The sequence below is a fragment of the Pedobacter sp. GW822-FHT03F06 genome (genome assembly GCF_058801365.1).
Genome location: NZ_JBXANE010000007.1, coordinates 28,551 through 49,483, shown reverse-complemented (window position 1 = coordinate 49,483; position 20,933 = coordinate 28,551). Strand labels below are relative to the sequence as shown.

13 protein-coding genes are annotated in these 20,933 nt (G+C 44.4%); all 13 read right to left on the bottom strand.

Annotated features, from left to right (window positions below):
- Positions 1–328: 328 nt before the first annotated feature.
- Positions 329–802: a hypothetical protein gene (locus AC1RJ8_RS13525; protein ID WP_492954265.1), complete on the bottom strand. Its 474-nt coding sequence runs from the start codon at positions 800–802 to the stop codon at positions 329–331.
- Positions 803–869: 67 nt separating this feature from the next.
- The gene (locus AC1RJ8_RS13520) at positions 870–2,054 is read right to left on the bottom strand and encodes a chromate transporter (RefSeq protein ID WP_492954264.1); all 1,185 of its coding nucleotides are present in this window, start codon (positions 2,052–2,054) and stop codon (positions 870–872) included.
- A 283-nt stretch (positions 2,055–2,337) separates the two neighbouring features.
- Positions 2,338–3,189, bottom strand: a complete 852-nt coding sequence (locus AC1RJ8_RS13515; RefSeq protein ID WP_492954263.1) for a chromate resistance protein ChrB domain-containing protein — start codon at positions 3,187–3,189, stop codon at positions 2,338–2,340.
- 256 nt (positions 3,190–3,445) lie between these two features.
- A complete protein-coding gene (locus AC1RJ8_RS13510) occupies positions 3,446–4,564 on the bottom strand; it encodes a Gfo/Idh/MocA family protein (protein ID WP_492954262.1) in 1,119 nt (372 codons plus the stop codon).
- Positions 4,565–4,698: 134 nt separating this feature from the next.
- Entirely contained in the window at positions 4,699–6,057 is a 1,359-nt protein-coding gene (locus AC1RJ8_RS13505; protein ID WP_492954261.1) for a hypothetical protein, read from the bottom strand.
- 342 nt (positions 6,058–6,399) lie between these two features.
- Complete coding sequence (locus AC1RJ8_RS13500) at positions 6,400–7,656, bottom strand: serine hydrolase domain-containing protein (RefSeq protein ID WP_492954260.1); 1,257 nt, start codon at positions 7,654–7,656, stop codon at positions 6,400–6,402.
- 37 nt (positions 7,657–7,693) lie between these two features.
- Positions 7,694–10,573 (bottom strand): TonB-dependent receptor, encoded by a 2,880-nt coding sequence (locus AC1RJ8_RS13495; RefSeq protein WP_492954259.1) that lies wholly within the window; start codon positions 10,571–10,573, stop codon positions 7,694–7,696.
- Between the two features lie 15 nt (positions 10,574–10,588).
- Positions 10,589–11,617, bottom strand: a complete 1,029-nt coding sequence (locus tag AC1RJ8_RS13490) for an alpha/beta hydrolase (RefSeq protein ID WP_492954258.1) — start codon at positions 11,615–11,617, stop codon at positions 10,589–10,591.
- 3 nt (positions 11,618–11,620) lie between these two features.
- Positions 11,621–12,472, bottom strand: coding sequence for an alpha/beta hydrolase fold domain-containing protein (locus tag AC1RJ8_RS13485; protein ID WP_492954257.1), 852 nt, complete (start codon positions 12,470–12,472; stop codon positions 11,621–11,623).
- Positions 12,472–14,013 (bottom strand): long-chain-fatty-acid--CoA ligase, encoded by a 1,542-nt coding sequence (locus AC1RJ8_RS13480; RefSeq protein ID WP_492954256.1) that lies wholly within the window; start codon positions 14,011–14,013, stop codon positions 12,472–12,474. Before AC1RJ8_RS13480 ends, AC1RJ8_RS13485 begins: the two co-directional genes overlap by 1 nt.
- A gap of 106 nt (positions 14,014–14,119) precedes the next feature.
- Positions 14,120–14,992: a helix-turn-helix domain-containing protein gene (locus AC1RJ8_RS13475; protein ID WP_492954255.1), complete on the bottom strand. Its 873-nt coding sequence runs from the start codon at positions 14,990–14,992 to the stop codon at positions 14,120–14,122.
- 329 nt (positions 14,993–15,321) lie between these two features.
- Positions 15,322–16,494 (bottom strand): efflux RND transporter periplasmic adaptor subunit, encoded by a 1,173-nt coding sequence (locus AC1RJ8_RS13470; protein WP_492954254.1) that lies wholly within the window; start codon positions 16,492–16,494, stop codon positions 15,322–15,324.
- An 11-nt stretch (positions 16,495–16,505) separates the two neighbouring features.
- Complete coding sequence (locus tag AC1RJ8_RS13465; protein ID WP_492954253.1) at positions 16,506–20,882, bottom strand: CusA/CzcA family heavy metal efflux RND transporter; 4,377 nt, start codon at positions 20,880–20,882, stop codon at positions 16,506–16,508.
- Positions 20,883–20,933 lie beyond the last annotated feature (51 nt).

The window sequence follows — 20,933 nt, the reverse complement described above, 5'->3', positions numbered from 1 at the left end:
AAAATAGACCCCGGGAGTCCTCGGCTCACAACTGTAAGTTTTAAACTACAACTAAAAAGCATAAAGGTAGATGGCTAGCGGATGAAAAAAAGCTGTCTTCTACCTGTTTTTATGAATCATTTTAAATATAATAGTTTGGGATTTGGCATTTCATCGGCTAAGGATTCTCCTCTGTATTCAGCATGAAAGATGGTATGTGTTTCCTTTTTTTGACTCGAAGTTTGTATGGCCTAACTCAAATACCGACCAGTTTAGATTCAAAAATCACCAGAATAATCTTTATACTTTGTTTCAAGATGTTTAGGTTGATCAATAAAAGCCTAATAGATTAAAAGCCCACTCCAACCTGGATCCCCGCTCCAAGAGAAGCTGGCTGAGCGTTTCCAAACCTCACCGGAATTGGAACTGCTGCATAGAAACTGACACTTTTGCCTTTCAAAAGTACCTGATTTAAAACAGGTGTAAAACCAAACCTGCCACTGGTTTCAAATGCCGCCCTGCCGATAAAGGTGAAGCCATGTTTGAAACGGAACATAGCGCCAGGATGAAAAAGAACAGCATTTACCTTCGAAATGCCATGCTCCGTCCTGATTGAAGGTACCAGCTCAAAGCTGACCCCAAAACGGTCATTTTTCAGGATGTTGATCCCGAAAGGAAAACCTAGGGTATATACACTTGAGAAATTATCGGTAAAACCGTTCTTGTTCCAACTGCCTATAGGGTTTAGTATCGCAAAATAGCCTGTTACTTTTGGGTAAGATGGAGGCTGTTGGGCACTTGCGGAAAATATTCCTGCTGCCATGAAGCAAATCGTTAGTATAAGGGTTCTGATAATTGAAAAGGGGTTTCTTGTTAACATTTTAAATGATTTATATAAATTTGATGAGTAAACCGATAATTGCGGCAGCGCCAATAATGTACGGTTCCTGAAGTTTTTTGATGTAAATAAGGGCGAGTACTGCTGCCATTGCAATCAGCGCCGTTGGTATATCTTTTATCGAACGTAATCCGATAACAATTACAGATCCCACTAGCGCACCTATAACTGCTGCGGTAATCCCATCAACAAATGCTTTGATGCTGGTATTCCTGGCAATCTTCTTAAACGATGGGGCAAGGGCGACCGTAAAAATATAACAGGGAAGAAAAGTTGCAAGGGCAGCCACGCATGCGCCTGGAAAACCTGCTACCAGGTAGCCGATAAAGCCGACTGTAATAACTACCGGTCCGGGGGTAATCATGGCCACCGCCACTGAATCCACAAACTGGTGTTCGGTTAGCCAACCGAATTCCTTAACCACTCCGCCATGCAGGAAAGGCACAATAGCGAGTCCGCTGCCGAAAACAAAAGCACCCGCTTTGGCAAAAAACCAACCGATTTCCTGCAGTGTTTTGCTGTCATAGTTCCAGAAGCCTGTACTGATCAGAATGCCGGCAGGGAGCGTTGTCGGTTTTTTGATCCATTGCGGCGGGGCTTTGATCAGCATATACAGTATGCCACAACCGAGAAAAAGCAATACCTCTTCCCTTTCGGTAATTACCGTAATTATGATCCCAATGACATAAAAAAGCCATAACAGCCATTTGGTTTTCATGGCCGTAAGCTCAAACTTGCTAATGGATTTTATGGTCAGTTTATAGGCGCTCATGGCTATAATACCGATTACCGCAGCACCAACCCCGTAAAAAACGGCCTGCATCCAGGTTAAGCCTCCGTATAACTGGTAAGCCATACCCAATAACACCACCATAATAAAAGAAGGGAGTACAAAGGCCAGCCCGGTAAGGGTAGCTCCTAACAATCCATAATGCACAAAACCAATGTAGATACCCAGTTGTGCCGCCAAAGGCCCAGGGGCCAGTTGGGCAAGCGCAAGCCCCTCTTTATACTCTTCTTCACTCAGCCATTTTTTTTCCTCTACCAGGTCCCGTTGCATATAACCAACCAATGCCACCGGTCCCCCAAATCCCCAGGCGCCGAGTTTGAGAAAATATTTTGTAATCTCTGCCAGACTGTAAGCTGGTCTTTCCTTTATTATGGGGTGCTTTTCCATGTATGTTTTTCTGATTGTACCTATTTCGCCCAGCTGCACAGGGCATAGCGCACCATTCCCTGTACAGGCATTTCATAATCATGATTAAAATTGTAAGATAACCCTGCATTTACGGGCAAGGGAATAGCGCTCGCTTTTCAATTAGTAAGACCATCGCTGTTCACAGTAATGCTCCATCCTGAATCAGCTGTCTGCGGGATATATTATGATTTTCCATGGTTGTATATGTACTTGACAGTACAATATTAGACAACGAGAAACCCCAAAAATTGTACGGATTTGACTATTTTGTATCCTTTTTACCTTTGAGCAGGTTTTTTCGGAACGCGGATGGATTTTCCCCAGTCTGCTTCTTGAAAATCCTGTTAAAGTGGCTCTGATCGGAAAATCCGGTCAGGTAGGCAATTTCGGTAAGCGTATAAGAAGGCGTCTGCATTAAGGCAACTGCTTTTTCGATGCGCATTTTACGGATGTAGTCGCCAAAAGAAAGGTTGTCAAAATACCGGGAAAATTCCCTGGAGAGATAGGCCGGATTGATTTCCAATTCATCTGACACCTGCTGCAGGCTCATGCTCATATTGGTATCCATCTGGTCCTGGATCATCTCTTTGAGTGCTCTGGTCCATTCGGGTGCTTTTTTGGAACTGGATTTCAGGTAACGGTTGTATACATCAAGTAAAAGATGCTCTACCGGCGATTGGGTATGCTTTTGATCATGCAGGTGTTTTGCCCAGGTGTAAAGGCCATCGTATACCTTTATCCCAAGTTCGAGCAGCTCCTGATCATCGGTGATGTTACTGGAAAGACCGAGAAAAATAGCAGAAAGACCGGCCGCCTGCGGCGCAAAATCAAGCCTGTCGGTATCTGCTCCACGAATAATTGCGGCCATACGGTCGAGGGCTACATCTTTTAACCCGTGCTTTTTCAAAAAATAATCAAAGGTACATTGGTCATCATAGTGGCTGTATTCTACACCCGGCAGATCAAAGGGAATAGCTCCAAGCTCACTTGCGGTAATGATTACTTTTTCAAACGGCACATAGATAATCTCTGCCTCAGGGTCTATAAACCTTCTGATCAGCCATGGGCAGGCAATACGGTCAATTTTCGGTCTTTCTCTTGTAATCCACTTCATGTTTGGACAGATATGGGTATGCTTGCAAAGTTAATTGCTAATAACCAGAATACCTGTTCATTATCTATGAATGCTAACAATTATTTGCCTGAAGTTTATAATCACCTGATCTTCAAATAACCTTTTTTTTTTAAAAGTTTTCTTTTTACTTGAAGACTAATGCATGATGGCACTAAAAAAGGCCTTGAAGCTATTTCGCCGGGACCTTGCAGGGCAAAAGGCACCTATTACACCATAAATCTGCTTTAGCCCCTTTCTAAGCAGTTAGTTTGACCTGTTTTCCTGTTTTTACGGCCTGGTAGATGGCATCAATAATTTTAAGATCTTTCAAACCTTCTTCACCGTTTACAGGCACTACCGGCTTATTATCTTCAAAAATAATAGTTGCCATTTCATCCATCTGTACAGTTTGATGCGTAGTTATGGGCTGCGTGAGTTCACCCTGATGTGTTCTACCTTTAATTGGACCATAACCCGTAGAAGGTTGCATTTCTGCAAATCCTTTGTCGCCGCTCATAAAAAATCTATCCAGGTGATTGATGTTATAACTAGACAAGCAGGAGGCTACGGCACCACTCGGGAAACCCAATTGAAATTGTATGGTTTCATCTACACCTTCTTTAAACTTTACAGGGTCGGTCTTGGTTTCCTGAGCAGTTACCCAGATCGGTTCTTCGCCTATCATATACCTGGCTCCGTTAATTGCATAGATTCCAATATCCATCATAGATCCCCCGCCTGCGAGCGCTTTGTTTAATCGCCATTGTGCGGGATCGCCTGCTTTAAAACCACATTGTCCCTGGAAAAACCTGATTTTGCCGAATTCGCCAGCATTTCTCATTCGGATTACCTCGAGTGTGCGGGGTTCAAAATGCAGCCTGTAGCCAACCAATAACTTCACATTTGCTTTTTTACAAGCATCAAGCATTTCTTGTCCTTCTTTGGCATTCAATGCCATCGGTTTCTCGCATATGGCATGTTTCCCTGCTTTTGCTACCCGGATAACCTGACTATGGTGCAGTGCATTTGGCGTAATCACATAAATCGCATCTATATCCGGATTATTTTTTACCTGATCGAAGTTGTCGTAGTTATAACAATTCTTTTCCGGGATGTTGTACTTCGTTTGCCATTCTTTAATTTTTGACGGTGTACCGCTAATTACACCTACAAGTTTCGCCTTGGTACAGGCCTTCATCGCCTCTGCTACACGGGTACCATATCCGCCTAAACCCATGATGGCTACCCGGAGTACCCTACCCTGGTAAGGCTGTTCGATCTGGTCAAAAGCGTTTGCAAATGCCGATATCGATCCCAATTGCAGCATCAATGCTGATGCACCCATTTTTTGTAGAAAATCTCTTCTGGTATTCATATTTATCCTGTGGCTAGGTACCTATACAGCAAAAATTTAAGCAATATATGCAATTACCCATTTTTACCGCTTAATTAACTGATTTACTTCATGATACCTAACACCTGTCAGTTACATTTAGTTTTCACGATATGCTAATTAGTAAGTTCAATAAGGATACCAGCGATTGTCCAGATGCTGCATGCAAGCCCAAGCAACAAGCAGTACAACACAATGTCGACTTCCTTTCTCAACTTGACCCCAAAAACGGCAACAAGCATGAGCGGGCAAGTTGCCATAAAAATGAAAACAATTGCTGCCAGGGTGTCAAAGATATCCGGGCTATAATCCATGAGTAATATGGTCACACCAAGGTATGTTAGCCATACAAAAATTGGCGAGACCAGGCATAATAGCCATTTCCAATGCAATTTGAGCGCAAGCTGGTGAGGAAAGGTCTTGCGATAGTTTCTGCGTAACACGAAGATAATGCCAACCATGCACAGTGCCAGCATTCCAATCTTGATGTAGGTATTCCTAATGCTGTCTGCCCGGGTGTTGATACTGGTCGAGGAAACCAACTTACCATCGCGTAATTGCTCAACCCGGGTTCGTTCTCCCTTTACAATGGTTTGTTTAATTACCGTATTACTTATACTATCCTTAATGGTCCAAATAGAGTCTTCAATACCCATTTTGTAGAAGCCTTCAATAATCAACTTGCCGTTTTTTGTCCTGGTGAATCTGCCATCCAGCCTTCCGCCCTTAAACCTTAAAGAATCTTGGCCCTGTGGGGTCTCAACGGCCAAAGCAGTAATTTCTCCCGGAGGCATCAGGCTTGTGCTATCTCCTATTCTTGCTAAGGTGTTCCCGTCAAGATCTGCGAGCGAACGGTTCTTATTGTAATCATCATCTATAACAGGCTTGCTGATATACTGATGGTTAACCTTGACAACGAGCAACGAATCCTTCCTGTAAAATTCAAATTCATCATAAAGCTTAACATCTGGTGTTACAGCAGACCGCAAAAGCACATATTGAGGATGATCAAAAGACTGGATATACTTCTGCATACTGGTGGCGCAGAAAGAGAAAATGGCAACAAGTGCAATAAACGCAGTGCCCAGGCGAGCCAATATCGAATTATTTATCACGAGCTGCGTTCTACCTTTGAGATGCAACCAGCCCCAAAACAGCACAGGTAAGGCAAACAAATCGGTAGGATCAACCGTCCGCTCGATGGGAAAGATGGTATTCATTAATTCAATCAGTCCGGAAGCATATTCACTTTTCCAGAAAACGAACAATATGCCACTGATAATAAAGACCCACGATTTAAATTTAGGGAAGACGGCCGACCAAAAAATCGGAAAAATAAATAGTCCACAGAAATCGGAAAGTTTACCGGTAAGCGCATTATGAAAAGTAGCTTTCAGCAGGAAGTCGTTGAGGATCAAGAGCACAAGGCAAAAGATAAAAAGCGGCGACAAGAGATTTTTTAAACGGTCATACATGCTTCCTGAGGTTGGTTACCTATTAATACGAAATTAGTTGTTTAGTAACCTTTGAACAGATCTGATCCATAAAATAAAAGAGGATCTGGCCTGTTACATCTTCCAAAATTGCAAGAAGGATATGAATCTTTAGGGAGATCAAATATGCAGAACGGTGCAGACCAGACAGGCATAGCGAAAGCGCCACAGTTGAAAAAATTTATTACCTTGTTGAACAGGCAACATTTAAATCAATCACTGCATAACAATGACCAGCAATAACAAAGCTGCACTTCAGACCATTAATAATAGGTTTAATCGCGCTTATCGCAGCATCGACAAACGGTTTCCTCTGGCAGATTATTAATTTAGTGCCTGATAAACCAGCACTTTATATTTGTCGCTGAGTTCACTATGTTTAAAGGGCCACTGCTGGAGGAATAAAAGGCCTGAAAGTTTTTCTTTTGGATCGGCCCAATACGACGTTGCGAAAAAACCTCCCCAGGAAATGCTTCCTTCAGATAAGCCTAATTTGCCACTTCCCTTAGCTGTTGTAAGCTGAAAACCAATTCCGAACTTATCATCACCCAATGAAATATCCCCGATCTGGTTCATGGTCATCAAATCAACGGTATGCCTTGCCAGCAGTTGCTTACCTTGATAATTCCCTTTATTGATAAACAATTGCAGGAAAGCAGCGTAATCAGTTATGGTAGATACCAAACCGGCCCCACCTGCGAAATAACCATTGTTATTTACCGGATAATTTATCGAACTACCCGGAAATGTACCATCAACCCATTTAACAGGCTTACGGGTCTTCGCATCTTCGGTATATGCAGTTACCAATCTGCCCCTTTTGGTATCAGGCAGATGAAAATAGGTATCGTTCATTCCCAGGGGTGCAAATATTCTTTCGGTAAAGAACCTGTCTAAGGTCATGCCGGAAGCCACCTCCACCAGCCTTCCCAGAACATCAATACTTAAACTATAGTTAAAACGTTCGCCAGGGTTATATTCAAGTGGCAAAGTGCCCAGTTTATTAACAGCATCAGCCAAAAGCTGCTGATGGTCCGAAAATCCGGCCTGTATGCCAGCTTTGGCATAAATGGCCTGCATTTTGGCCGAACCGATCTGTGCATAACCTAATCCGGAAGTGTGCGTAAGCAGATCCCTGATGGTAATTTCGCGTTTAGCGGGCAGGGTGGTATAACTGCTGTCCTTTTCGTTAAACTTATCGAGCACTTTGGGCCTGGCAAATGAGGGAATATATTTAGAGACCGGATCATCAAGCAGGAACTTTCCCTCCTCCCACAACATCATCACCGCTGTACTGGTAATGGCTTTGGTTTGGGATGCAATACGAAATATAGCATCTTTATGCATCGGCCTGCCTTTTTCTTTATCGTCCATACCAAATGCTTTAAAATAGGCTGGCTTCCCATCCTTCATTACCAGGCATACTGCCCCCACAATCCAGTTGCTATCGATGTAACTTTGAACCACACGGTCTATCCGGGCTAAACGCTCAGGATGAAAGGCACCGGAATGGACCGCCTGCTGTGCGTGCAGCGATAAACACATGGTGGTAATGGAGAGGAACAGGAGTATACGTTTCATAAGACCGATATTGTTAATATCAAATATAGCTAACTAATTAAAACTTGTACGAAGCCGTTAAGTAATAAGCCCTTGGTGGGTTGGAAATGGTAAAATAAGGTGTATTATTGGCCACCGCAGCATCAAACTGTGCCTTATTAAAGCTTCCTGCCCCACTTAACTGTGTTAACAGGTTTCCGGGCCTGGCCCAGCTCATTACCTGATAATTATTGAACAGGTTATTGATGTTTGCGCTTAAAGTTATTTTACGTGTGAGGTTGTACCCTGCGCCGATATCAAAATTGGAGAAGGAAGGCAGGTAAAAAACGTTAGGAGCATTGGCCTGTCTTTTGCCAAGATAAGACCAGGTGAGAAAAAGATAGAGTTTATCATTGTGATAAGTGGGTGTAATGCGTGATATAATCCTAGCATTGTTATCTGTTTCGTTACCGGAATAAGATATTTTAGTGTCGTCTGCCATTCCAGGACCATTGGCTACCCAATATTCTGCCTCCACAATTTTGGAGCGCTGAAAGGTTGCAACAGCCCTCAGGCTTAAGGTTTTGGTTAGGTTATAATCGCCTTCTATCTCTACCCCAAACGTGCGGTACTTGCTATACAGGGAGGGCGTGGTATAAAGTGTTGCGTCTGCGTTGGTAAAAATCGAACCGTTTGGCACTCCGCTCAACATGCTGTAAAAAGGGGTAATAAATAAGTCAAGATCTTTCCTCCGGGCTTTCAGGCCAAGTTCTACCTGTTCGGTGGTACGTACTTCAGGATTTAGCAAGGCCACTGTTTCCGGCCTGTTGGCCGCAAAATATACATCCATATCCGGCGATTTTTTACCTCTTGAGTAACGGGTGTATACCGCTGTATTGTCATCGAACTTATAATTGAGTGCACCTGAAAAAGAGAAAGTATTTAATCTTTTTTCAAATTCTACCGAGCTGATACGATCGAGCGTATTGTTATTGAAGAAGGTTTTCGGATCATTATCTGTTCCGCCCTGTAAACCGGTTTTAAAGTAAGTACGCTGGTTATGCGCCTCTACTTTGGCCGTTTCGTACCTTCCTCCCCAATCAAAGGTCAGTTTATTGGTCAGGCTCCAGGTTTGGCTGAAGAAAAAGGCGTATTGTGCCTGCGTTACGTTAAAATCAAGAAAGCCGCCTGTGTCGCCGTTAGCCTGTGCAATACCTTCAGCATTAGTTACCTGATGAACCCCGGTAGTGCCACCCAGGGTGCTGCCCGTAAAGGTAAGGTTTACGAGTTTTGGCCGGTTTTCGATGGTACCCAAAGCAACTCCATTAATTCCGGAGAAGCGGTGGGCTTTCGATCTTCCATAGTACATCCCTGCGTTAAAGCTCATATTTTTAAGCTTTTTATTAACGGCAAACTGGTTGATAACCTCATTCACCTGGTTCTCATAACTGCCCAATACAGAAAAATAAAGGGAATGCGGGCTTACGCCCTGTCCTGGCAATACATCTTTAACGATCGTGTATGCCGGCAGACCGCCCGGTCCGGGTGCTGCATTGATGCTCATCAGCTCAGCTCCGGTTCTGGCATCCTTGAACGAATAGTTTCCAAATCCGAGTCCGGTCATCCCTGAAAGCAGAAAATAACTGCTAAAATCGGTACCACTCATAATTGAGCCATTTGTAGTATTGTAATTGATATCATTCCGGGAGTAGCGGAAAGCATTGCTGAGCGACCAGCCTTTGCCCAACTGCTGTTCCCACAAGGCTCCTATCGATTTATATTTGCTTTCTACCACATTAGCCGGATTTAAAGAGATATCGCCCCCTCCGATATACCGTGGGGAGGTAAAATCAAATTTAGGCATCAGGATCGTTGAAAATATATCGAATCCTTCACTTGGTTTTGGGTCTGAGAAACTGTTGGTAGGCAGTAACTGGGCATATCCGTTTTTATCATGAAGGTATTTACCGATTATTTTTAGGGAACCGGTTTTATATTTCTTTAAAAGGTTTGCCTTGATCTGTCCACCCTTATTAATGGGATAGCCCGGGTAGCGGCCAGTTTGATCATAGCGGTAAAAACCACCGATATTGTAGAACCAGTTATCTTTGATCGGACCGCCCAGATCCAGATCAACGCGTGCGAGCGGATTACCGCCATCACTTCCCTGAAAGCCATATTTGGTTCTGAGTTCGCCCTCAAAGGTATTGCCTCCGGTTTTAGAAACATAATTAAAGATTCCCCCGGGCGCATTAGCCGCTGTAACAGATGCCGTTCCGCCCCGTACGGCTTCCAAACGGGCCAGGGTTGCATCTGGCCTGAGGAAAAAATCGGGTCCATAACTGAAATAGGTAATATTGGTTACCGGGATTCCATCTTCCTGCATCGAAACATATTCATACCCAAAACTACCGTCTTGCGAACCTGCGGTGATGCCGCGTGAGGCAACACTGTTCCTGATCTCACCATTTGATGAATTTACAAATACGCCTGGTGCATTTTTTAAAAGGTCGGCAGCACTTGCCGGTACAGTACGTTCAATCTGTGCACTGTTTAAGGTGGTAATGGCTACGGAAGCATCAATACGTTTTCGCTTATCGAACATTCCGGTAACCACCACTTCATCCATGGTATTCACCGCTGTTGTCATCCTGATCACCGCTTTAGCGTTGGCTAACAAAGCTATTTCCCGGGTTACAAAACCCAAAAAAGAAACGGTTGCAGTTTCCTTTTGGGCACTGATATTGGCAAAAACAAATTCACCGTTCTGGTCGGTAGTCGTGCTTCGTCCGGTTATTTTCAGTTTAATACTTGCACCGGGAATAGCATTTCCCTGCTCGTCGGTAACTTTACCTGAAAAAGTGTTGGTTTGAGCCTTGCATATACCAGCAAACAGCAACATGGCCAAAAGCATAAAAAGCTTACCGTAGTTTAGATTGTTGTGTAATTTTCTTTTCATAACCGATAGTTTATATTATTGGTTCAGTAGTTTTTTTGCCATGTAGTAGAGTTCTGTATTTGCCCGCTCTGGAACAAAGCCATGAGGGTACCCGGCGTAATTGTGCAGCTCTGTAAATATTCCCGCATCAATAAGTCTTTGCGCATATAAAAGTGCACCATCCCTCAAAGGATCGACGCCACAGGTTAAAATATAGGTTGGCGGCAGGCCCTTTAAATTTTGGGTCAGCCCGGGCAGTGCATGTTCAGGAACATTTTTATACTGTTTTTCGCCAAGATAATATTTTAGGTAGCGGGGCATGTCGGCTCCCTTAACACCGGGAATATTCCATAACTCCACTACCGACACATGGGTTGTATCCATATCTGCAGGAGGAAAAACCAGCAGTTGGGCTTTTATTTTCGGGCCTTTTTCTGCCCTGGCCTTAAGTACGATGCTTCCTGCAATTGCTGCTCCGGCACTTCCGCCGCCCACACCAACTTTAGCGGTGTCTATCCCATAAGTTTTTGCATTGGAAATACCCCAGAGCAGGGTTGAATAACCATCGTTCACCCCAGCCGGAAATACATATTCGGGGGCAAGCCTGTAATCGACCGATATTACCACTACCTGGGAGCGGATACTCATCGTAGCGCAGGCCTGATGGTCACTGGTAAGATTTCCCGCTATAAAACCACCGCCATGAAACCAAACCAGTAATGGAACATTCCCGTTGGCGTACTTTGGCCGGTAAACCCGTATGGGCACCAGCGGATCGCCTTTTTCCAGCCCTGGTATATTCAGGTCGGAAATTTCTACACTATCTGCGTTTTTAAGCTTAGGCGTTGGACGTACCTTATCCGCTTTTCTTGCATTGGCAATAAAGGTACTATCAAGTTTTGAAACCGGCCCGAAGGCGAGTAATTTGATTTCCGGCGATAAGCGGGTACTCACCTCTGCTGCAGTAAGGGGCCTCACTGTGTTTTTCTGTTTTTTTGTCTGCTGTGCGAAAACGGCTGTACATGCCATTAGCATGACCAGGGACAATGTGCTTAATCTGTTCATATTTTATCTTTTTTGTCCGTATTTTTTGAGCCATGCAGCAGCAGCCTGGTATAATTTTAGCTTTTCCTGCGGTTTTTTATCCAGATCATGTGCCAGGCCTTGCACTTCAATAAATTTCACAGGAACATGCATACGCTGAAGTTTTTGGGCCAGCTGCTGCGACTGGATAACCTTTACAACCGGATCGATGGTTCCATGCGCAATGAAAGTAGGGATGTTTTTAACATGGGTATAAGGACTTGCCAACGAAAAACTTGCTGGCACATGGCTAACACCTGTAAAGCGGTCGCCAGTAATTTTTTCTACCAATCCTATCAGTCCTGCCTTTACACAATAATTCAGTGTAGCGGTATCAGTAAAGTTATTGGGACCACTGAAATCTACTATGGCATTTATTTTTCTTTGTGTGGTATACCCATACAAAAGTGCCAGATGTGCCCCCGAGCTAAAACCTGCAGTACTAAAACCATCCGCACGGGTATTCCATTGACCGGCATGGTCTGCACAATACTTTACCGCACTATCTACATCCTCCATTATCTGTTTATAATGAACAGTAGAATCATTGGCATACCTATGGTTAATATTAACTGAAGCAATACCTTGGCTAAGCAGGTACTGCTGAAAATCCCTGACATATTCCTTGCCGGCCTGCACCCATGCACCGCCATGGATCAGGATCACAAAAGGAGTTTTGGGTGCCCGGCCCGGTGGAAGGTAAACATCCATGAGGTTACGTTCAAAACTTCCATATTTTACATCCTTGAGCTTTACGGTATCTCGCTGTGCCATGGCATCCATTGATCCCAACAGAAAGAAAATAAGCACTTTTATCAGAATGGTCTTTTTCATCATTATAAATTATTTTTCAGTTCTTTTTTAAGCAGTTTTCCGGTAGCAGTTAAAGGCAATACCGCTCTGAATTCCACATAGCGGGGACACTTATAAGAGGCCAGCATCGCCCTGCACCAGTCGATAATCTCTCTTTCAGCAACCTGCTGGTTTTCTTTTAATACAATAAATGCTTTTACCTCTTCACCAAGTTTATCATCCGGCACGCCCACAACAGCGGCAAGCGATACTGCCGGATGCTTCATCATCACCTCTTCTACTTCTCTTGGATAAATATTCATACCACCTCTGATGATCATATCTTTTAGTCTGTCAACAATGAAATAGAAGCCATCGCCATCTTTTATGGCAATATCACCAGAGTGCAGCCAGCCGTTGCGCAGTACTTCCCGGGTTTCATCCGGCCTGCGGAAATAGCCTTTCATCACATTATGCCCTTTGTAGATTAGCTCTCCTTTTTCACCGTTTGCAACCTCTTGACCTTCCTGATCGATTATTTTTACGCAGACACCCCAAACCGGGGTTCCGATAGATCCGGGTTTGCGCCCGATCTTTGGATCGTTGAAGGTGACTACCGGGGAGCCTTCGCTCATCCCATATCCTTCCTGCACCTGAACACTGAACCTTTGCTCAAAACCCTCAAGTACAGCCAGTGGCAGAGAAGCTCCGCCAGAAATGCAGATCCGCAAAGCATTCCCCACCTGCTGGTCAGTGATTTCGGGATGGATATAGCTGGCCATTACCCAGTACATTGTGGGCACGCCTGCAAAGATGCTTACCTGATGTTTATTGATGTTTTCGATAACATCTTTCGCATCAAACCGAGGCAAAAGGATACCATGAGCTGCCCTGTAAAGGCCCGCATTCATCAACACCGTCATACCGAATACATGGAATAACGGAAGAACAATCAATTGGACGTCTGTTTGGGAAAGGGAAAACAATTCAGCCGAGAGAACGGCATTGCAATAAAGATTGATATGGGTAAGTTCTGCGCCTTTTGGCCTTCCTGTAGTTCCTGATGTATAAATAATCACAGCCGTATCTTCTGCATCAGTAACGCAGCTATCAAAGGCTTCATCTTCTCCGGCCATCAGCTCAGCTAACGTATAACTTCTTTCCCCGGCAGGCTTGTCAGCACCGATCAAAACAAAATCCCTGCATCCAGGTACCTCATCGAAAGCATTCCAGCCTAATTTCCCAACTGGCATTTCTGGAGTTCCTTCAAAACAAAAATAAAACGCTGCCTGGGAGTCTTGAAGGTGGTATTTTATTTCATCAGACTTAAGGAGGATATTCAATGGAACCATTACAGCACCTGTTTTTAGCACTGCATAATAAATAACGGGAAACCAGATGCAGTTTGGGCAAGTCATGGCCACCTTTTCACCTTCGCGGATGCCTAATTTTTTAAGTGCGTTGGCTAGCTGGTTGGCCATAACATTTACCTGGTGAAAAGTAAAATCAGTGCTGCCGGAGCTGAAGGCCAGACGGGTTCCGAATCTTGAGGCACTATCCTCCAAAAGCACAGATAAATTCAGCATAAAAATAGTTGGTTAGCGGCAAGTTTTGCTTGCTGATATGAAACTAATTATTATGCATGCATTATAAAAATCGAAACGGGAATTAATTCAGTCGAAACGGGAATTTCTATATTTTACCGTAATAACGCTTAAAAAGCATTTCGAAATACCTGATATTGGTATAGCCCAAACTCCTTGCAGCTTCGGCAAGATCAACATGGTTTTCGGCAACCAATAGGTTTGCCATCTGGATTTTTTGTTGAATAATATATTGACGGATCGGGAGTCCGTATACTTTTTTAAAATCCCTTTTAAGATCACACTCATTCAGTCCAACCCAACGGCTCAGCTGCAAAACGCTTATTTCTGTGTCCATGTTAGACATGATCCGGGTATGTGCTTCCCTTATACTGTCCAGACGTCTTTGGGTAAGGCCATCGCTATCAGCAGGTTCTATTTCCTTCTGACTTAAATGGCGGATCAGGTAATATATAAATTCCGTCAACTTGGCGTCCAGAAGCATGGCATTGGAAAAGTCACGGGCGGAAATTTCAAAGAGCTGCTTGATGAGCTGTTTAACTTGAGGATGATGTGCACAGCTTTGAAACCGTCTGCTTAACTCCGTTATACCTCCTGTAAAGTATGCCTCCGGAATAAAAAACCGTATTCCATCAACACGGGTAATTTCCCAGCCAAATTTCTTAGCGCCTTCCAACGCAGCGGAATGTAAGAGCTGGTCTTCATTGCTGATCCGAAAATCGATCAACCCTCGCTGTCCGACCGGGTCGGGAGAATAAAATTGTGTAGGTTCATTAAAATCCCAGATGCCGCGAAAAAAATGGATGTCGTTTTTGATAAAAACCTGAACAAATCCAGTCCCCATATGCTCTGGAAGCATAATGCTCTTGGACGACCAGGTATCTCTTGAGGAAAAACCGTACTTCGTGGTCAGTTCCTGTAGATATTTCGTTGGGTCAGCGTAGGGCAATAACAACTGCATGCTAGTATATTTGGTCTACTGCAAGTTACGATTTTTCTGATCAAAACAGAACGGGAAAGCGGTCTGATATCCGCATATTACTGTTGTATGGTTAATGCGATAATACCGTATTGATTTAAGACATATTGTGTTGTTTCCGCGGAAAGTGCGCAGATCCTTCCCATACAGCGGTATAAATTGATATGCGGCCTAAAGAGAAGACCACATATCAATCATGAATTTATCATCAATTGCAAATAGAACTACCGGGTACCAAACGTGTAAACGGATCTTTTAAAAATAAACTGTTATCCATGGCATCAATTTCCACCAGCTATAAAGCTTAACACTTAATGCTCCTCACCTTCTTCTTCGGCATTCTTAACCTTGCTCAACAGATCGTAGGCGCCTTTTGTCACCACCTTTACATCACTGATCTGCCCGGCGAAAGAAACCTGGGTGTAACCATTTTCGGCAACTCCTGTTTTTACTTCCATCATCCTGTACCGGTAAGTGTTACTGCCCTTAGCAGCAGGCTGATCTATAAACACGAACTTTTTGCCTTCAAATTCAACAATTGCCGCATCAGGTAGTGCTTCAACCTTGTTCATTCCGCTTTCTACATAAGCCTTAAGGTACATACCCGGAAGCAGTTGTGTATCCTCCTTATCCAGGTGGCAGTGAATTTGCACGGTACGCTCTTTACTAATTTCCCGGCCGATGAGATAAACCGTAGCCATGCGTTCCTTTTCTTCATTGGCCAGTACAAAGCGGACTTTCTGCCCAAGCTTAAGCTTGGGCACATCTTTTTCAAATACCGTAAGCTCTGCATGTAAATGCTCGGTATCGGCAATTTTGAACAATACATCAGTAGTGCTGGCAAAGGCACCTATATTGGTATTAACCTGCGTAACATAACCCGCCATTGGTGTATAGAGGTTGAAGGTTTTCTGGATCTGTCCTTTTTCCAGTGCTGAAAAACTGATGTTCATAATGGAAAGTTTTGAACGCTGCCCCAGCAATCTTGCGCTCACACTCTGGTATTCGCTCCTTGCTTTCTGCAATGCTTTTTTGGAATTTACGTTTTCCTTTGCCAATTCTTCCTGGCGGTCTAACTCCTGCTTTAAAAATTGCAGCTGGCTTTTATAGTCAAGATAATCTTGTTGCATCTGAATAAATTCGGGATTTTGCATTACGGCTACGAGCGCCCCTTTGGCTACCCGTTTTCCCTGCAACATATCGGTACTTTTTACAATCCCTTCCAGCGGTGTGGAAATAGATACCAGGCTTTGCGGGGGAAGGTCGAGCATACCGTTTACTTTCGTTGTTCCGCTTAATTCTTTCAGCTCAATGGCTCCCAACGTAATTTCTGATAGCTTGTGCTGCTCTGGGGTAAGGGTTACGATATCGCGCTCTTCGTGAACGGGCTCTTTTTCGGGCGCCTTCTCCGAATTGGGACTGCTACAGCCAGCCAGATAAAAAGGAAAGGATAGCAGGATAAAATATTTATATATGGATCTCATGAGATTTGTACTTAAAATGATTTGTTGTTACCGGTTAAAAATTCTATCTGATTGATGCTCTGGCTTAACTGGAGCAGGACCATCAGCCGCCCTTCGTAAATACCATTCGCCTGTTTAAGGTTCAACAGGTATTCCGAATAGCCTATTTCGCCGTTCTGATAGGCAATACGGCTGTTTTTTAAGATCAGTGCTGCATTGGCCAGGGCCGAAGTAATAAAATAGTCGTAACGTTTCCTGTTTTTCAGGTATTCGCCCAGGGCCTGCTGGTACTGGCCTGTTAGTTTTCGCTGCTGGAGTTCCAGGTCGTTAGAAGCAATATCCCTGTTAATGGATGCAGCCTTTGCCTTCGCCGAATAGGCCCGGTAAAATAGTGGAATGGAAAGCCCCACCTGAAAGCCCTGAAAACGTTTGTCGCGGCCAAAGAAAACATCATTGCCATTAACGTTTTGAAAACCGGTTAGCGACTGGTTAAAATAGCCTAGCGTAAAATCGGGAAGTGCTTTGGCCAATTCTACTTTGCGCTGCTTTTCGGCAATCACAATCTGTTGCCTGAAATAGGCAATGGCTGGATTTTCATTTAGAAGCGCCGTATCTCCGATCGAAATCTCGGGTGTTTCCCTTAAAAACTTCTCGGCAATTAGGGGTAACCCACCCCTGCCAAGAAGCGTAGCAAGCTGTGCTTTATAAATTTCGATATCAGACCGGTCTTGATCGAGCAGGTTCTGTACATCCTTAAGCTGTGTCTCAGCGGCTACCTTTTCAAGCAGGTTGCCCTCGCCTGTTTTATACTTTAGCGAAGCTGATTTCACAAAACCCTTATAAATGCTGTCTTGCTCGAGCAGCAGTTTTTCCTTCGAATAGAGGTACTGGAGATTGGTGTAAACCGTCTTCACCTGAAAAATGAGTTCGTTTTTACTTGAAGCCACCTGAAGCTGGCCTGCTTTGATACGTTCATCTCCTAATGCCGCATTTGCAGCAAAAAGTGTTGGGAAGGGAATGCTTTGCGAAACGGTAAAGTTGTTGTCGTTTTTAACCAGGCTGTTATACTGTCCGTAAAGCATAGACAATTCGGTTTTGGGCATTTCGAAGGCACTTTTCCGGAGTGCCTGTTGCAGCCCTACACCAAGGTTAGCCCCGCTAATCGCCCTGTTGTTTTCCAGCGCCGAAGATACCGCCTGTTCGAGGGTTAACGCAGTTTGGGCCTTAGCGGGTTGAAATCCAAACAAGGCAATAAACATAATGATTATACCTGCTACCGGAGCAATTCTTACTTTTTTCACGCCCATTTTTTCTACCCAGATATAAAGCACCGGGAGTACCAAAAGGGTCAGCAACGTGGCGGAGATTAATCCACCGATAACAACCGTTGCCAATGGACGCTGCACTTCAGCACCGCTGCCACCCGAGATAGCCATTGGAAGAAAACCCAAAGAGGCCACAAGGGCCGTCATAATAACCGGGCGAAGCCTAACCGAAGTTCCTGTTCTGATAATTTCGAGAATATCGTTCATTCCTTCTTTTTTTAACCTGTTAAATTCACTGATCAGTACGATACCATTCAGTACCGCCACGCCAAAAAGCGCAATAAAACCGATACCTGCGGAGATACTAAAGGGCATGCCCCGTGCCCATAGGGCGAATACGCCACCAATCGCCGACAATGGAATTGCGGTAAAAATTAAAAGCGCATGTTTAATCGATGAAAAAGTAAGGTAAAGCAGCAGTAAAATAAGCAGTAGTGCCAATGGTACGGCAATACCCAATCTTTTGGTGGCTGCCTGCAGGTTCTCAAAAGTGCCGCCAAAGGTTGGATAATATCCTGGTAAAAACTTAACCTCGGTATCAATCTTCTGCTGGATTTCCTTTACAATACTTTCCACATCCCTTCCCCTCACATTAAAGCCAACGGTAATCCGTCGCTTTGCATCATCACGCTGGATCTGGTTTGGTCCTTCCCTATACTGGATATCAGCCAGCTGTTCAAGCGGGATCTGGTTTCCATTGGGTGCAGTTACAAAGAGGTTCTTCACATCCTCAAGCGATTGCCTGTTTTCTTTTTCCAGGCGGACAACCATATCAAATCGTTTTTCGCCCTCGAATACAAGACCAGCCACTTCACTGGCAAAGCCCGATCGGATAGCCGTATTCACATCCTCGATGTTCAGTCCGAACTGCGCAATCTTTTCTCTATGAAATTTGATGATGACCTGTGGAAGTCCCGAGGCCTGTTCCACATACACATCCTCGGCACCATCTATTTTTCTGGCTATCGCTCCAATTTTAGCTGCATAGGCACTTAGCTTCGAAAAATCCTCTCCATAGATCTTGATGACCACATCTTGCCTGGCGCCAGTCATGAGTTCATTAAAGCGCATCTGGATGGGCTGCTGAAATCCGAAAGTAACCCCAGGAATATACTGTTCGAGCTTGGCCTGCATTTTGCCTGCAAGCTCGTCTCTCGTCGAAGCATTTGTCCAGTCGCCTTTATCCTTTAAGATAATAATCAGGTCACAGGCTTCTACCGGCATGGGGTCGGTAGGAATCTCGCTGGAGCCAATCTTTCCGATTACCTCTTTTACTTCAGGAAAATTTGCTTTTAATACCTTCGCAGCACGTGTAGCGGCCTCAATGGTTTGAGAAAGACTGCTTCCGGTAAGCACCCGGGTTTCTACGGCAAAGTCGCCCTCCTCTAGCGTAGGAATAAATTCGGCGCCCAGGTAATTGAAAATAATAAGGCAAATGGCAAATAACCCTATGGCAATGCCCACAACGGCCACCCTTGCCCGAAGTGCAAAATTGAGCATTGGGGTATACACCCTTTGAAAAAAGGACATAATCCGGTCTGAGATATTTCGTTTGGTGCTGATGGTTTTGTTTAGAAACAGCGCACTCATCATCGGCACATAAGTTAACGACAAGATAAAAGCGCCAAGGATAGCAAATGCCACCGTTTGGGCCATTGGCCTAAACATCTTGCCTTCTATACCAACCAGTGCCAGAATAGGCAGGTAAACGATGAGGATAATGATTTCGCCGAAAGCAGCGCTGTTACGGATCTTGGAAGCAGATTCAAAAATCTCTGTGTCCATCTCTTGCTGGCTTAACCTGTTTTTGTTTTTTCGGATACCCAGATGGTGGAGAGATGCCTCTACAATGATTACCGCTCCATCTACAATTAGCCCAAAGTCTATAGCGCCAAGGCTCATCAGGTTTCCGCTGACGCCAAAAAGATTCATCAGGCATATGGCAAAAAGCATGGCAAGTGGAATCACCGAGGCTACAATCAGTCCGGCACGGAAATTCCCCAAAAGCAGTACCAGTACAAAGATCACAATCAATGCGCCTTCTGCCAGGTTTTTAGCCACCGTACCAATGGCACTGTCTACCAGTTTTGTGCGATCGAGGAATGGTTCGATAACCACGCCCTCTGGAAGATTCTTTGCAATCTGATCCATCCGGGTTTTTACGTTTGCAATAACCTTTGAAGAATTGGCACCCTTTAGCATCATTACTACTGCCCCCACTACCTCGCCCTGATCGTTTCTGGTCATGGCACCATACCTGGTGGCCGCACCGATCCGCACTTCTGCTACATTTCGGATCAGCACGGGAATGCTGTTCTCATTGGTCCGTACAACGATGTTCTCAATATCCTCGATACTATTGATAAGTCCTTCGCTCCTGATAAAATAGGCATTGGGCTTCTTATCGATATAAGATCCGCCAGTGTTCTGGTTGTTTTTTTCAAGTGCCTTAAAAATGTCGCTGATGGAGATATCCATGCTTCTGAGCTTATCAGGATTGAGGGCAATCTCATACTGTTTGAGGTATCCCCCAAAGCTGCTCACATCTGCTATGCCCTCTACGCCCAGGAGCTGACGGCGAACAATCCAGTCTTGAATGGTGCGGAGCTCGGTGGCATCATACTTTTTTTCATATCCTTTTTTGGGATGGATTACATACTGGTAAATCTCTCCCAGTCCGGTTGTTAACGGTGCAACCTCGGGTGTGCCGATCCCTTTCGGAATGGCTCTTTCTACCTCGGCAAGCCTTTCGCTCACCTGTTGGCGGGCCCAGTAAATCTCTACATTTTCCTTAAATACCACTGTCACAACTGAAAGGCCGAACCTGCTAAAGGAACGGATTTCTTCAATCCCGGGAATAGTGGCCATAGTTTGTTCTACCGGGTAGGTTACAAAGCGCTCAATATCTTCCGCGCCGTTACTTGGCGAGGAGGTAATAATCTGAACCTGGTTATTGGTAATATCGGGAAGGGCATCTATGGGCAGCTGCCTAATGGAGTATATGCCCCAGGCAATCAGCGCCAGTATCATAATTCCCACCAGCAGTTTCTGCCTGATGGAGAATTGTATTATTCTGTTCAGCATTGTCGTTTAAATCAAAAATCAATAAATAGCAGGTATTATTGCACCTCACGG

Bases quoted from the DNA above. Each gene is read 5' to 3' on its own strand.
- AC1RJ8_RS13525 (WP_492954265.1), bottom strand. From the start codon at position 802: ATGGCAGCAGGAATATTTTCCGCAAGTGCCCAACAGCCTCCATCTTAC.
- AC1RJ8_RS13520 (WP_492954264.1), bottom strand. From the start codon at position 2,054: ATGGAAAAGCACCCCATAATAAAGGAAAGACCAGCTTACAGTCTGGCA.
- AC1RJ8_RS13515 (WP_492954263.1), bottom strand. From the start codon at position 3,189: ATGAAGTGGATTACAAGAGAAAGACCGAAAATTGACCGTATTGCCTGC.
- AC1RJ8_RS13510 (WP_492954262.1), bottom strand. From the start codon at position 4,564: ATGAATACCAGAAGAGATTTTCTACAAAAAATGGGTGCATCAGCATTG.
- AC1RJ8_RS13505 (WP_492954261.1), bottom strand. From the start codon at position 6,057: ATGTATGACCGTTTAAAAAATCTCTTGTCGCCGCTTTTTATCTTTTGC.
- AC1RJ8_RS13500 (WP_492954260.1), bottom strand. From the start codon at position 7,656: ATGAAACGTATACTCCTGTTCCTCTCCATTACCACCATGTGTTTATCG.
- AC1RJ8_RS13495 (WP_492954259.1), bottom strand. From the start codon at position 10,573: ATGAAAAGAAAATTACACAACAATCTAAACTACGGTAAGCTTTTTATG.
- AC1RJ8_RS13490 (WP_492954258.1), bottom strand. From the start codon at position 11,617: ATGAACAGATTAAGCACATTGTCCCTGGTCATGCTAATGGCATGTACA.
- AC1RJ8_RS13485 (WP_492954257.1), bottom strand. From the start codon at position 12,472: ATGATGAAAAAGACCATTCTGATAAAAGTGCTTATTTTCTTTCTGTTG.
- AC1RJ8_RS13480 (WP_492954256.1), bottom strand. From the start codon at position 14,013: ATGCTGAATTTATCTGTGCTTTTGGAGGATAGTGCCTCAAGATTCGGA.
- AC1RJ8_RS13475 (WP_492954255.1), bottom strand. From the start codon at position 14,992: ATGCAGTTGTTATTGCCCTACGCTGACCCAACGAAATATCTACAGGAA.
- AC1RJ8_RS13470 (WP_492954254.1), bottom strand. From the start codon at position 16,494: ATGAGATCCATATATAAATATTTTATCCTGCTATCCTTTCCTTTTTAT.
- AC1RJ8_RS13465 (WP_492954253.1), bottom strand. From the start codon at position 20,882: ATGCTGAACAGAATAATACAATTCTCCATCAGGCAGAAACTGCTGGTG.